The following is a 12,634-nucleotide window of genomic DNA, read 5'->3' as shown; positions in this document are numbered from 1 at the left end:
GCAGTCACACATGTTGAAATCCTTCATTTCCTTCGTCGTGCATCGCCGCCTGCTGGCGCTGTGTGCCACGGCGCTGATCGCGATCTACGGCGTCTGGTCGTATCTGCATACTGCCATCGAGGCCTATCCGGACGTGACCAATGTGCAGGTCGGCGTGATCGCGCAGGCCCCCGGGCTTGCGCCTGAGGAGGTCGAGCGCCAGATCACTCAGCCGCTGGAGCGCGAGCTCAACGGCACTCCGGGTCTGGTGTCGCTGCGCTCCGAAAGCTACTTCGGGCTCGCGATGATCAACCTCGTCTTCAATGACGATGCGGTGAGCTTCAATGCACGTGCCGAGGTGTCGCAGCGCCTGCCGCAGGCCGATCTGCCGCAGGGCGTGACGCCCGAGATGGCGCCGGATTACACGCCACTCGGCAAGATTTTTTACTACCGTTTGGAGAGTGACCGCCACACGCTCGCGCAGCTGCGCACCGAGCAGGAATGGCATGTGGTGCGCGTCTTGAAGCAGGTGCAGGGCGTGGCCGATGTAGTGAGCGTGGGTGGTTTCGTGAAGGAATTCCACGTCGAGGTCGATCCCGAAAAGCTGTATTCGCTGGGCCTGTCCATCGACGACGTGAGCGATGCGCTCGCCAAGTCCAACCGCAATGTCGGCGGCGGCCTCATGCGCCGTGGCGAGCAGTCGCTGATCGTGCGCGGCATCGGTCTGCTCAAGTCGCCGCAGGAGATCAACGAGGTGGTGGTCGCCATGCGCGGCGGTGCGCCGGTGACGATCGGCGATGTGGCGCGCGTGGTGCAGTCGCACACGCCGCGCCAGGGCTCCGTCGGCCAGAACGAGCATGACGACATCGTGCAGGGCATTGTGCTGCTCAAGCGCGGCGAGAACCCTTCCGTGGTGCTTGACGACATCCACGCCAAGGTGACCGAACTCAACAGCGGTGGACTGCCAGAAGGCATGCACATGACCACCAACTACGACCGCTCCGATCTGGTCGGTCACACGCTGGCCACGGTGCAGCACAACCTGCTGTTTGGTGCCACGTTGATCGTCGCTGTGCTGTGGCTCTTTTTGCGCAGTGTGCGCGGCTCGCTGATCGTCGCGACGGTGATTCCGCTGTCGCTGCTGGTGGCCTTTATCGGCCTGCACCTGCTGGGCATGCCCGCCAACCTGATTTCGATGGGCGCCATCGACTTCGGCATCATGGTGGACGGCGCGGTGGTGCTGGCGGAAAACATCATCCGCAATGCGCGCTTGCGGAAACCGCAGACCGCCAATGACATGCGCCACATCATCATCGATTCGGCCGTGGCCGTGGCCAAGCCGACGCTGTTCGCGATGGCCATCGTGATCGCTGCTCTGATTCCGGTGTTCTCGCTGCAGAGCATCGAGGGCCGCATTTTCCGTCCGCTCGCGATGACCTACAGCTTCGCGCTGCTCGGCGCGCTGATCTTCGCGATGGGGTTGGTACCCGCGTTGTGCGCACTGTTCCTCAAGCCCAAGCATGTGATGGTCGAAGAGCCCAAGATCTTCGACAAGGCGCACCATGGCTATCAACACTGGATCGGCAAGGTGCTGGGTGCTGCACGCAGCCGGGGCGTAGTGCTGATCGTGTCGATTGCGGTGCTGGTGGTGGCGGGCGTTTCGGCCAAGTTCCTCGGCACCGAATTCCTGCCGGAGCTCGACGAAGGCGATGCCTATGTGCTGGTGCAGATGCCCGCGTCCATCTCGCTCGAGAAGGGTCAGGAAGTGCTGCGCGATGTGCGTCTGAGGCTCAAGGCTTTCCCCGAGGTGATCTCGGTGACGACCGAGCAGGGCCGTCCCGAATCGGGCACCGACAACGAGACCATCAACCTCGCCAAGTCGCTGGTGCGCCTGAAGCCACACGGCGAATGGCGCAAGGGCCTGACCAAGCCCGAGCTGATCGAGCAGATGCGCGCAAGCCTGGGCGAGATTCCCGGTGTGGCATTCAACTTCGCGCAGCCGATTCGCGACAGCGTGGAAGAGTCCACCTCGGGCGCACGCGGCCAGGTCGTGCTCAAGCTGTTCGGGCCCGACATTCCCACGCTGCGCTCGATCCTGCAGCAGACCGTGGCGTCGACCAAGGACATCGAAGGCGTGGTCGATCTCGACCTGTACCGCGACGCCCCCGCGCCGCAGCTGCATGTGGAGTTCGACCGTGCGGCGCTCGCGCGCCAGGGCATTGCAATGGAGACCGCGCAGAAGACGCTGGAAGTGGCGCTGGCCGGCAACATCTCCACCACGCTGTGGGAAGGCGAGTACCCCGTGCCGGTGCGCGTGCGCCTGCCGTATGTGGATCGCATGGATGAGGAGCGCATCCGCAACATCGCGATTCCGCTGCCCGATGGGGGCTCGGTGCCGCTGCATTCGGTGGGCAGTGTGGGCATCAAGATCGGCAATTCGTCGATTTTCCGCGAAGGCAATGCGCGCTACATGGCGCTGAAGTTCAACGTGGAAGGACGGGACATCGGCTCGGTGGTGCGTGACACGCTGGCCGCGTTCAACCAGAACGTGAAGATTCCCGACGGCTATCAGGCCTTCTGGGGTGGCGAGTGGGAAAACCAGCAACGTGCCGCCGCGCGCCTGAAGGTCGTGGTGCCGCTGTCGCTGCTGATCGTGTTTGCGTTGCTGTTCGGCGCGCTCGGTCATGCGAGCAGCGCTGCGGTGATTTTGCTGTGCGCTCCGTTCACCATGGTGGGTGGCATCGCGGCGCTGCATCTGGCACATATCGAGCTGTCGATCAGCGCGGCGATCGGCTTCATCGCGCTGTTGGGGCAGGTCGCGCTGGCTGGCTTGCTCGTGGTGTCGGCCGTCGAAGAGCTGCGCCGTCAGGGCATGCCGATGATGCAGGCGCTGATCGAGGGCACGGCGGAACGCATGCGTTCCATCGTCCTGGTGGCCTTGCTCGCGCTGTTGGGTCTGCTGCCGATGGCCTTGTCCACCGGCGTGGGCAGCGAGACGCAGCGCCCGTTCGCCTCGGTGATCGTCGGCGGCATGGTGATCCTGCCCATCGTCGCGCTCGTGCTGTTGCCGGTGCTGTACATGCTGCTCGGCCCCAAGAACATGTTGACCCAGGAAGAAATCGATGAAAGCGCCCAAGATGACTAAGACATACCGCTGGGTGGCCGCAGCGTCGCTGTGGGTCTGTGGTGCATGGCCCGTGGTTGCCGTGCATGCGGCGGATTTGAACAATTCGCAGGTGGCTGGGGCGGTCAGCCAATCGTCCATGCCACAGCAGCCGGTGACGATGGAAGAGTATCTGCGTCTGGTGGTGCGCAATCAACCGTCGCTGGCCGCGAGCCGTCTCGAAACAGGGCTCGCGCGTGCCGACACGGTGACGGCCTCGGCGTTTCCCAATCCCGTCGCGTCGGCGTATGGCAAGCCCGGCGAGCATGGCGTGGGCATCGAGCAGCCGATTCCCATTTTTGGTCAACACGGTCTGCGCATCGAGAATGCGAAGAAGGGTGAGATCACCGCCGCCGCGCATGTGGACATGGCCGTGAATGCGGCGTTGAACGACGCCGCCCAGGCCTTCAATGAGCTGCTGGTCGCACAGCAGCGCGTGCAGATCTGGCAGGACGCGCAACAGTCGCTGGCGAAGGCCGCGTACATCGTGCGTGGCCAGATCGAAGCGGGCGCGCGCAGCCGCTATGACGGCGCGCGTCTTACGCTGCAGGAAGCGCAGATGAAGATGCAGGTGGCCAAGGCGAACGCAGCCCTCAAGGCCGTCGTCACCAACGCCGCCAAAGTGGCCGCGATGCCGACCTGGCAGGTGCGTGCGGAAGGCTCTCTCAAGACGCTGGAGCAGGTGCCGGTGCCCGACTTTGAAACTCTGTGGAGCCAGTCAAGCGCCCGTTTGCCCGCTCTGCGTTCGGCGCAGGCCGAACTCGATCAGGCGCGCCACAAGATCGAGGTCGCCAAGCGCGATGCGTACCCCACACCGAGCGTCGGCGTTTCGCGTGTGAAGAGCCGCAACGATGGCAGCTATACGCAGTGGGGCGTGTCGATGGAGATTCCGCTGTTCGATCGCAACAAGGGGAATATCGACCATGCGCGGATGGAAGCGGAGCAGGCGGAGTTGCGGCTTTCGGCTGCGCAGCAGGATGCGCAGGCGGGGTTGTACAGCGCGCTGCAGCAGTTGCAGCTCAAACGCGAGAGCGTGCTCGCGTATGAGAAGGATGGGCTTGCGCAGATCGAGCCGCTCAGGCAGATGTCGGGGGATGCTTATCGGTTGGGGCAGGGCGGGGTTTTGGAGCTGATTGATGCGCTCAGTTCCATCAATGATCATCGGCTGGAGTATCTGGAATTGGTGAAGGATTATCTGGATGCGGAGTGGCAGGTGCGGTTGTCCAGTGGGAATGTGCCTTCGGTGGATTGATCTTCTCGGTTTTGCTGAGGGCGGAGGCCGGGAGTTCCGCCCGGCGGCGGAGTCACTTTTTGCCTGCGCGCAAAAAGTAACCAAAAACGCGCTTTTGAATACCTCCGGCAGAACTCGACTTCGCGCTGCGCGCTCCGCTCGGACAACCGCCGGAAGTCAGTATGGAAGAGGGGTATTCGGCACTTTGCTTCGCTCGTGCCTCTTTGCATCTCGCGACTTCGCGAGATGCCTTCTGGGCGCACGTATAGTGGGGGATTGGGATTTTTCCTGTCTCCTTTTTTTATGTACCGCTATCTCATCATCGAAGACGACGCGCTCAACGCCAGCTACATCGCAGATGGTTTGCGTGAGCAAGGGGCGCAGGTGACCGTGTGCGGTGATGGCGTGCAGGGCATTGCGCTGGCGGTGGGGGAGCAGTGGGATGTGATCATTCTGGATCGCATGCTGCCCGATGAATTCGACGGGCTGCAGATTCTGCAGACGCTGCGGGCGATTGGGAAGACGACTCCGGTGCTGGTGCTTTCGGCGTTGTCGGCGACTGATGAGCGGGTGCGGGGGTTGAAGGCGGGGTGTGATGATTACCTCACCAAGCCGTTCGCGTTTTCCGAGTTGTCGGCGCGGCTGGAGGCGTTGATGCGGCGGGCGCAGGTGCCGGCTCCTGTGCGGGAGATGAAGTTGGCGGATCTGCGGATCAACCTCATGACGCGCAGTGCGGATCGCGCTGGCGTGCCGCTGGCGCTGCAGCCGCGCGAGTTTCGGTTGCTCGCGTTTCTGATGCAGCATGCGCACCAGATCGTCACGCGCACCATGCTGCTGGAGTCGGTGTGGGACTACCGGTTTGATCCGCAGACGAATGTGATCGACGTGCATATCAGCCGTCTGCGCGGCAAGGTGGACAAGGGGTTCGAGCCGGCGCTGATCCACACGGTGCGCGGCGTGGGCTACAGCCTGACCGATGCGCCCGAGCGTCTGCCGCAAAGCGCCTGACGGATCATCCCGGAAGCCGGAATATGTCCCCTCACGCCAAGCCCTGGAGTTCCACCGCCTTTCGCCTCGCGCTGCAGTTTGCGGGGCTGATGGTGTTGACCATGGGCATCGTGCTGGCGGTGTTCTATGTGCAGACGGTGGGCGTGCTGCGTGTACGGGTGGATAAGCAGGCCGAGGCGCATCTCAAGCGACTGGTGGATCATGCGGAGAAGCACGGCCAGGAGGCGCTCGAAGCCGAGATCCGTCAGACCCTGCAGGATGGAGTGAACACCGATACGGAGATCATCATCTTGATGGATGGGCATGGCGTACCGATTATCGGCAACGCGAGCGTGGTGCCGCTGCGGCGCCTGACCACCATGGGCATGCGGGAGTTGAAGGTACGACGCGCGGGGCGCATCGTGAGCGGACGCGTGTCGGTGGCCGAGCTTCCAAGTGGCCAGTTTCTGGCCGTGGGCACCGATATGCAACAGCAGCGCGACATGGAGGATCTCGTTGGCCGCGCGAGTCTGCTGGCAGCGGTCATTGCGTTTGTCATGGCCATCGGTGGTGCGCTCACGTTCCGACGTGTGGTGGACGAGCGCGCGGCCGCCATCCGCAGCACGATGGCGCGCGTGGCGGCGGGCGATTTGAGTCAGCGCATTCCGGTGGCTGGGCGCGACGATGAATTCACGCTGCTCAATCGCGACATCAACAGCATGCTCGACCGGCTCGAGCAGCTCATGGAAGGCATCCGTCATGTCTCCAACACCATCGCACACAACCTGCGAACGCCGCTCACGCGCATCACGCTGCAACTGCGCAATGCACGCCAGCTCAACTCCGAGGAGCAGTCCGCGACGCTCGCGCGCGTGTCGGGGGAGGTGGAGGAACTGGGCATCGTTTTCGACAAGTTGCTGCAGATCGCCGAAGTGGAAAGCGGCACCACCCGCGCGAGCTTTGCGCCGGTAGACATCAACGCGCTGTTGGTGGATGTGGCAGAGTTCTACGAGCCCTTGCTCGATGATGGCGAGGGCACGCTGAACGTAAACGTGCAGCCGGAACTGACGGTGCTGGGTGACGGCAACCTGATCGCGAGCGCGGTGGCCAATCTGTTGGACAACGCGATCAAGTACGGTGGCTCGGGCGACGCTGAGAACCCTGTGCTCCCGGTGCACATCATCGTGACCGCACAGCGTGCGGCTTCGGGCGTCGAGATTCTGGTGCAGGACAACGGCCCCGGCGTGGACCCGCAGGCCATCGAGAAGATGACCACGCGCTTCTTTCGCGCGCGAAAGGACCGCAGCGGCTACGGTCTCGGGCTCGCCAGTGTGCACGCCATCGTGCAACTGCACGGCGGGCGGCTCGACTTCACGAATCTGCCGCGTGGGTTGCAGGCACGCCTTTGGTTGCCGGAGCTGCCGCAGCCCATTGCACTGTCGGCTCAGCCATCATCAGCGTAGACTGCCCATCGGTTTTTTCACACGGAGGCAAACAATGACTCGAGTACGTGTTGAAGGCTTCACCATTTCGCTCGACGGCTATGGAGCAGGACCGGATCAGGACATCGACCATCCGCTCGGCGTGGGCGGCACGGAGTTGCACCAGTGGCTGGTGCCGACACGCACCTTCCAGCAAAGCCTGTTCGGCAAGGAAGAGGGTACGTCGGGTGTGGACGATGCGTTCGCGGCGCGCGGCTTTCGCGATGTGGGCGCGTGGATTCTTGGGCGCAATATGTTCGGCCCAATCCGCGGCGATTGGCTCGACGATGCGTGGAAGGGCTGGTGGGGCGACAGCCCTCCGTACCATGTGCCGGTGTTCGTGTTGACCCACCATGCGCGCGCCTCCATTGTGATGGAAGGCGGCACGGTGTTCCACTTTGTCACGGGCGGCATTCAAGAGGCGCTGGCCCATGCGTGCGAGGCCGCCGCGGGGCGGGATGTACGCATCGGCGGTGGCGCGAACACCATCCGACAGTATCTGCGCGAGGGACTCATCGACGAGCTGCACATCGCCATCTCGCCAGTGCTTCTTGGGCGCGGCGAGCCACTGTTTGAAGGGCTGGATCTGCGGACTCTGGGGTACGAGTGTGTGGAGACCGTGGCGTCGGAGAAGGCCACGCATGTGGTGCTGAGGCATCGTCGGTATGCACTGAGCTGAGCGAGCACGCAGCTGCATCAGCGCGCTAGACGCTTGCGGGCGGGGGGCTTCCCGAGCAGCCTTTTCAACTCCAGTCGAGCGCATTCGGCAAACCATTCGGCGGGTCCATCGAGCCGGTGCCCACGGCGCGTGACCAGGCCCAACGGCAGGCTGGGCAGCGGCTCGACCACGGATATTTCCCTGGATACACCCGCGATCCATGGCACCGAGAGAATCGGCTGTGGCGTGGGTACGATGGCATGGCCTTCGGTGGACAGCACCAGCGATGCCATGCTGGATGGGCACTCCAGCACAAGGCGTGGTTGCGGGGCGCCGTGCAGCGCCAGCCACTGGCGCACCGCCTCGCTGATGCCCCAGGGTGACCCGTCTAGCAGCCACGGCGCGGCGTCAGTGAGATCGGCGAGGCGCCGGGGTACCTTGCTGCTGCGGCCATCGACGCGACCGGCCAGCGCAATCGTCAGTTCGCCCATGTCTTCGAACAGCAGGTCGGAGCCGAGTGCGCCGTCCATCAGCGCCGTGATCGCCAGGTCGATGGTGCCGTCGCGCAGCATGGGCAGGGTCTGCGACAGGAAGGCGTCGCGGATGCTGAGGGGCGCATCGGGGTAGCGTGCGCGAAAGCGCGACACGGTTTCCGACAGGCACAGCAGCGAGAACGTGGGCGTGACCGCGACCCGCACCGTCGGCGTGCCCAGCCCAAGCATGTGGCGCACTCCGGCGCGGGCGTCTGCGGCCTCGGCGAGGATCAGCTTGGCGTGCTGCAGGAGCTTGGCTCCAATGTCGGTGAGCCGCACGCCCTGCGGGCTGCGGTGTAGCAGACCGGCCTGCAGATCAAGCTCCAGTTCGCGCAGCGCCTTGGTCAGCGCGGTTTGGGAGAGCGACAGTGACTGCGCCGCGCGGCGGATGCTGCCGTGCTCGGCCACCGCCACCAGTGCCTGGAGTTGATGCATTTTCATGTGGTTTTCGCTTCGAGGTACTGAACACCTGAGGATTTCGGTGACAACCAAAGGTGTGCGCCCTGAAATTTTATCGCTACCCGCAAGTGGGCTTGCTCTGCTGAAATTCGCGGCAATTCGACATAAACCGCCCCCATCACAGAACATTCCCGGAGACACCGCATGCCGTCGTCATCGTCCTCTTCATCGCCCTCGTTCGCAGCGCCGCCGTTGGGCAGCAACGCCTCTTGCACATCCCGCGCTGCGGTGCACGCCATGGAGGACAAGGTGTATTCCAAGGTCACTTGGCGGTTGATCAGCTTTCTGTTCGTCGGCTACGTGTTCGCCTTCATCGACCGCACGAACGTCGGCTTCGCCAAGCTCGGAATGCAGGATGAACTGGGTTTCAGCGAGGCGGTGTTCGGCCTTGGTGCGGGCATCTTCTTTGTGAGCTACTTTCTGCTCGAAGTGCCGAGCAATGTGCTGATGGCGCGCTTTGGTGCGCGCCGCTGGATCGCGCGCATTCTGATCACCTGGGGCATGCTCTCCATGGCCACGTTGCTGGTGAAGACTCCGATGCAGTTCTACACCGTGCGTCTGCTGCTCGGCGCGGCCGAGGCGGGCTTCTTTCCTGGCGTGATGCTGTATCTCACGCAGTGGTATCCGGCCGAGCGCCGCAGCCGCGTCATCACGCTGTTCATGGCGGCGATTCCGGTGGGCAGCGTGCTCGGCGGCATCGTCTCGGGCTGGATTCTCGAGCACTTCGGGGGCAACGCGCATCTGTCCGCATGGCAGTGGTTGTTTCTGCTGGAAGGCGCTCCGGCGGTGGTGCTTGGCGTGATCGCGTTTTTCTACCTGAACGACCGCATTGAAGATGCACGCTGGCTCTCGGCAGACGAGAAGGCGTTGCTTCAATCGCGCATCGTCGTCGACCAGAGCCATGCGCTCACGCACAAGGTCGGCGACGCAATGCGTTCGCCGCTGGTGTGGCTGCTGGCATTCATCAATTTTGCGTATCTCGCGGGCGTCACGCTGATGTTCTGGATGCCATCAATGCTGCGCGCTGCGGGCGTGAAGAGCACCGTGCACATCGGCTGGATGGTGGCCGCACCGTTTGCGGTGGCCGTCATCGGCATGCTGGTACTGGGGCGTACCTCCGACTGGCTGCGCGAGCGCCGCTGGCATACCGTGTTACCGGGCCTGTTGAGCGCCGCAGGCGTGGCGGCGCTGCCATGGGCTGCGGGCGATGTGACCGCGCTGGTGCTGGTTTCTGTGGTGGCGGTGGCGGGCAATGTGATCGCCAACGCGCTGTTCTGGAACCTGCCGACCGCTGTGCTCTCAGGCGCGGCCGCTACCGTGGGCATCGCCTTTGTGAACGCGTTCGGCCAGATGGCCGGCTTTCTCGGCCCCACGGTGTTCGGCAAGCTGTTCACCGCCACCGGCTCGGCCACGACGGGCTTGTATTTGCTGTCGGGCGTGCTGTGTCTTGGCAGCCTCGCAGTGTTGCTGATTTCAAAACGTCTGGTCAACCGTTGATCGTCTGCTCTTTGCTCCATTTCTCATCATGAATCACATCGATCACGCACCCGCATTGGGCCGCCCCGAAGACCTGTACGAGCTCGACTCCAGTGTGCAGACGCCCACCTTCCGCCACATGGATCTGCTCTATCCCACGCGCAACGTGCCGCATGGTAGCGGCCCTGTTCATCCGTTGACGAGCGGCCCGGAGATCGCGCCGCGCTACACCATCGATGATGAGCACTGCGACGTAGATCGCTTCATGCAGCGCAACGACATCACCGGCCTGCTGGTGCTCAAGGGCGACCGCATCGCGCTCGAGAAATACGCGCAAGGCAACAGCCAGCGCACGCGCTGGACCTCGTTCTCGGTCGCCAAGTCGATCTCTTCGACGCTGGTGGCTGCTGCGCTGCACGACGGTGCGATCCGCAGCCCGCTGGACCCCGTGACGCATTACGTGCCGCAGCTGATCGGATCGGGCTACGACGGAGTGACGGTGGAGCAGGTGCTCAATATGACCTCGGGCGTGCGCTGGGATGAGACCTACCGCAACCCGCAGTCCGACCGCCGGGCGATGTTCTCCGCGCAGCTCGCCCTTGAGCACGGCGGCATCCTCAAAGTGCTGGCCGCACTGCCGCGTCTGCATGCGCCTGGCACGGTGTTCAACTACAGCACGGGCGAATCCTTTCTGCAGGCCGAGATCGTGCGCGCCGCCACCGGTATGCCCGTCGCTACTTATCTGTCGCAGAAGATCTGGCAGCCCATGGGCATGGAGCAGAACGCGTTCTGGCAACTCGACAGTGAGGGAGGCCTGGAGATCGCGAGCAGCGGCTTCGGCGCCGTGCTGCGCGACTATGGCCGCTTTGGCCGATTCATCGCGAACGGTGGAAAGATCGGCGACGGGCAGGTGCTGCCCGTGGGCTGGGTCGATGACATCGTCCGCTTGCCCGCCGTATCGCCGCTGCGCGACGTGAAGCCCTATGCAGGCCCGCACGCGTTGAGCTACCACCACCAGTGGTGGTTGTTTCCTCAGGGCGAACAGGCCATGGCGGGACACGGTGCGCGCGCGTTCTCGGCCATCGGCGTGTTCGGTCAGTATCTCTATATTGATCGCGACGCGGATGTGGTGGTCGTGCTCTGGAGTTCCGCGCCCGCGCCGGAAATGCCGGCCTATGAACGCGAGATCGTGGCCTTCATCGCGGCTTCGGTGGAGTCGTTCTAAGCGCGCGCCCGCGTGCTGTACCAGCAGATCAACGACCCGAGCGTGACCAGCGCCACGCCCTTCCAGAAGCTCCATGAGGGAGTGACGCTCAGCCACACGGTTCCCACGAGGGCCGAGAGCACGGGTGTGAAATACGAGCCCACGGCCATCACGGTGAGATCGCCGTGGCGGATGCCATAGTCCCAGCAGCTATAGCCCAGCGCGGTGAGTCCGCCGAGCGCCGCGAGCTGCAGCAGCGCGGGCACGGTGAAATGCATCGCTGGCTCATCGCTGAACGCGTAGTGCACCCACAGGCACAGAGCTACGGCCCAGAGAAACAGTGACAGGGCGTTTGCCCCTCGCCCATACAAGCGCGCCAGCACCGAATAGCAGGGCCAGAGCAGCGCGGCGGCCAGTGCCAGACCATAGGCCAGCGGATTGCTCAGCACATTGGCCCACAGGCCCGCGATGGAAAACCGGCCATCGCCCTGCAGCACCATGACGATGCCAAGCATCGCGAGTAGTACGCCCGGAACCAGTCCCCAGCGAAAGCGCTGCAGACCTAGCGCGGTCGCCAGCACCACGGTGAGGCTGGGCCAGAGGTAGTTGATCATGCCGAGCTCAAGCGTTTGCGTGCGGTTGCTCGCAAAGCCGATGGACAGCGCCAGCCCGATCTCGTAGGCCACGAAGATCAGCCCGCATCCCCACACGTAGACAGGGCTCCAGGCGCGCAGTTGCGCCCATTGCGGCAGACCGAAGCGCAGGCTGACGAGCAGCGCACTCAGCGAGAACACATTGGCCGCGCCGCCGACCGGACCCAGGTGCTCGGCCACGCTGCGAAACAGGCCCACCGAGGTCGACCAGCACAGGATCGCGGCAAGGCCGATCAGCGTGGCGCGGGAGGAGGGCGCGGACATGGATCTTTGTCTATGCTGAATCAGCGGGGCCGCCGCGCACCGTACGCGCAGAAACCGGGCTTGGGGCTTTTCTTCTGCGGATGCAGGCGGCAGGTCTCGGGCCGGGTTTCATACACCGTGCAGCGGCGTGTCTTCTCGTCCAGAAAATTGCAATCCCCACTGGCGCGGCGACCCATGGTGAAGAGGGCGTTCTTGTGGTTGAAGTGGTCGATGACCTTCATTTTCAACAGGCGCTTGGCGATCAGTTTGACGTCGACATTCTCGACCTCGAACGCGTCGACGACCCCAAGGCGCACGAGGTCGGAGAGCTGCACTTCCAGCGGCATGGTGCAGCAGTTGGCAGCACAGGTGTCGCACATGCCGGCGCGGTAACGTTGCCAGGTTTCGACGCGGTCTACGTCTACGATGGCGATGGGGGATTTCATGATGGTGTGGATATGGCGGCGCTGGCTTGAAGGGCGAAATTGTAGAGAAGTTGTCTACAAGGCGCCTGGAGGGGGCGCGGCCATCATGAGGTTTGCTCACTCACCGGCGAATGCGTTGACT

General features: G+C 63.7%; 10 protein-coding genes. 7 read left to right on the top strand and 3 right to left on the bottom strand.

The annotated features are described in order from the left end of the window. Nucleotides 1–10 precede the first annotated feature (10 nt). The 5 genes from G7047_RS23215 to G7047_RS23195 all read left to right on the top strand — a co-directional run bounded on the left by G7047_RS23215 (nucleotide 11) and on the right by G7047_RS23195 (nucleotide 7,520). Nucleotides 11–3,124, top strand: coding sequence for an efflux RND transporter permease subunit (locus G7047_RS23215; protein WP_166310418.1), 3,114 nt, complete (start codon nucleotides 11–13; stop codon nucleotides 3,122–3,124). Beyond that, on the top strand, nucleotides 3,117–4,394 hold the full coding sequence (locus G7047_RS23210) for a TolC family protein (RefSeq protein WP_240939228.1): 1,278 nt from the start codon (nucleotides 3,117–3,119) through the stop codon (nucleotides 4,392–4,394). The genes G7047_RS23215 and G7047_RS23210 overlap by 8 nt, the downstream gene beginning before the upstream one ends. A 282-nt stretch (nucleotides 4,395–4,676) precedes the next feature. Beyond that, nucleotides 4,677–5,381, top strand: a complete 705-nt coding sequence (locus G7047_RS23205) for a response regulator transcription factor (protein ID WP_166310414.1) — start codon at nucleotides 4,677–4,679, stop codon at nucleotides 5,379–5,381. 23 nt (nucleotides 5,382–5,404) lie between these two features. Then, nucleotides 5,405–6,823 carry a HAMP domain-containing sensor histidine kinase gene (locus G7047_RS23200; protein WP_166310412.1) on the top strand — a complete coding sequence of 473 codons (1,419 nt, stop codon included), beginning with the start codon at nucleotides 5,405–5,407 and terminating at the stop codon, nucleotides 6,821–6,823. A 34-nt stretch (nucleotides 6,824–6,857) separates the two neighbouring features. Beyond that, nucleotides 6,858–7,520, top strand: coding sequence for a dihydrofolate reductase family protein (locus G7047_RS23195; protein ID WP_166310410.1), 663 nt, complete (start codon nucleotides 6,858–6,860; stop codon nucleotides 7,518–7,520). A gap of 17 nt (nucleotides 7,521–7,537) precedes the next feature. On the opposite strand, the gene G7047_RS23190 is transcribed toward G7047_RS23195, so the two are convergent. Continuing rightward, nucleotides 7,538–8,473: a LysR family transcriptional regulator gene (locus G7047_RS23190; RefSeq protein ID WP_166310408.1), complete on the bottom strand. Its 936-nt coding sequence runs from the start codon at nucleotides 8,471–8,473 to the stop codon at nucleotides 7,538–7,540. 162 nt (nucleotides 8,474–8,635) lie between these two features. On the opposite strand from G7047_RS23190, the gene G7047_RS23185 reads away from it, so the two are divergent. Beyond that, entirely contained in the window at nucleotides 8,636–9,988 is a 1,353-nt protein-coding gene (locus G7047_RS23185) for an MFS transporter (protein WP_166310406.1), read from the top strand. A 28-nt stretch (nucleotides 9,989–10,016) separates the two neighbouring features. Beyond that, complete coding sequence (locus G7047_RS23180; protein WP_205904664.1) at nucleotides 10,017–11,192, top strand: serine hydrolase; 1,176 nt, start codon at nucleotides 10,017–10,019, stop codon at nucleotides 11,190–11,192. On the opposite strand, the gene yddG is transcribed toward G7047_RS23180, so the two are convergent. Both yddG and G7047_RS23170 read right to left on the bottom strand, forming a co-directional pair. Then, the gene (yddG, locus tag G7047_RS23175; RefSeq protein ID WP_166310404.1) at nucleotides 11,189–12,088 is read right to left on the bottom strand and encodes an aromatic amino acid DMT transporter YddG; all 900 of its coding nucleotides are present in this window, start codon (nucleotides 12,086–12,088) and stop codon (nucleotides 11,189–11,191) included. The genes G7047_RS23180 and yddG overlap by 4 nt on opposite strands. Before the next feature lie 20 nt (nucleotides 12,089–12,108). Further along, on the bottom strand, nucleotides 12,109–12,513 hold the full coding sequence (locus tag G7047_RS23170; protein ID WP_166310402.1) for a YkgJ family cysteine cluster protein: 405 nt from the start codon (nucleotides 12,511–12,513) through the stop codon (nucleotides 12,109–12,111). Between the last annotated feature and the right edge of the window lie 121 nt (nucleotides 12,514–12,634).

Source organism: Diaphorobacter sp. HDW4A, assembly GCF_011305995.1.
Lineage (GTDB): Bacteria > Pseudomonadota > Gammaproteobacteria > Burkholderiales > Burkholderiaceae_C > Diaphorobacter_A.
The sequence above is the reverse complement of the archived record's forward strand: the minus strand, read 5'-3'. Positions and strand labels throughout refer to the sequence as shown.

Coding starts and splice junctions, on each gene's coding strand:
- yddG (WP_166310404.1), bottom strand. CDS start 12,088: ATGTCCGCGCCCTCCTCCCGCGCCACGCTGATCGGCCTTGCCGCGATC.
- G7047_RS23170 (WP_166310402.1), bottom strand. CDS start 12,513: ATGAAATCCCCCATCGCCATCGTAGACGTAGACCGCGTCGAAACCTGG.
- G7047_RS23190 (WP_166310408.1), bottom strand. CDS start 8,473: ATGAAAATGCATCAACTCCAGGCACTGGTGGCGGTGGCCGAGCACGGC.
- G7047_RS23210 (WP_240939228.1), top strand. CDS start 3,117: ATGACTAAGACATACCGCTGGGTGGCCGCAGCGTCGCTGTGGGTCTGT.
- G7047_RS23205 (WP_166310414.1), top strand. CDS start 4,677: ATGTACCGCTATCTCATCATCGAAGACGACGCGCTCAACGCCAGCTAC.
- G7047_RS23215 (WP_166310418.1), top strand. CDS start 11: ATGTTGAAATCCTTCATTTCCTTCGTCGTGCATCGCCGCCTGCTGGCG.
- G7047_RS23195 (WP_166310410.1), top strand. CDS start 6,858: ATGACTCGAGTACGTGTTGAAGGCTTCACCATTTCGCTCGACGGCTAT.
- G7047_RS23180 (WP_205904664.1), top strand. CDS start 10,017: ATGAATCACATCGATCACGCACCCGCATTGGGCCGCCCCGAAGACCTG.
- G7047_RS23185 (WP_166310406.1), top strand. CDS start 8,636: ATGCCGTCGTCATCGTCCTCTTCATCGCCCTCGTTCGCAGCGCCGCCG.
- G7047_RS23200 (WP_166310412.1), top strand. CDS start 5,405: ATGTCCCCTCACGCCAAGCCCTGGAGTTCCACCGCCTTTCGCCTCGCG.